This window comes from Microbispora sp. H10836 (assembly GCF_012999525.1).
GTDB lineage: Bacteria > Actinomycetota > Actinomycetes > Streptosporangiales > Streptosporangiaceae > Microbispora.
In genome coordinates this window covers 1-511 of record NZ_JABBWU010000090.1, presented here as the reverse complement: position 1 = coordinate 511, position 511 = coordinate 1, and the positions used below count along the sequence as shown (strand labels likewise).

Annotated in this window: 1 protein-coding gene; it reads right to left on the bottom strand. The window is 67.7% G+C overall.

The features are described from left to right. Positions 1-421 (bottom strand): ArsI/CadI family heavy metal resistance metalloenzyme (locus tag HHX30_RS40430; protein WP_169989222.1); only part of this gene is annotated, 421 nt, incomplete at its 3' end. Positions 422-511: the final 90 nt, after the last annotated feature.

Below are 511 nucleotides of genomic sequence, written 5' to 3'. Positions count from 1 at the left end.
TTTCGGCGTCGTCGGTGGCGCGGCGGACGGAGTCGGTCTGCTTGGTGAGGGTGTCGGCGTCCGCCTTGACCACGTACACCTCCCAGGGCTCGCCGCCGGGGCCGTGGACCCACACCTTGTCCTGAAGGGCGTAGCAGCAGGTGGTGTCGTTCTCCTCGAAGGTCGCCAGGCCGGCCTCCTTCAGGCGGTCGGTCGCGGCGGTGACCTGGGCGGTGTCGTCGACCTCGACGCCGAGGTGGTCCATCCGGGTCGCCTCGCCCTCCTCGCCCTCAAGGAGGACGAGCTTGAGCGGGGGCTCGGCGATGGCGAAGTTGGCGTAGCCGGGCCTGCGCTTGGCGGGCTCGACGCCGAACAGCTTGGAGTAGAACGCGATCGAACCTTCCAGGTCGGCGACGCGCAGAGCGAGTTGAACACGGGACATGGGTGTCCTCCCTTGGCCGTGAAGCGGCGGGCCAAAGCCGCCCGTCTGCTTCGATGAGCTTCTAATCAACGTGTATCCGGAGTTTGTGCC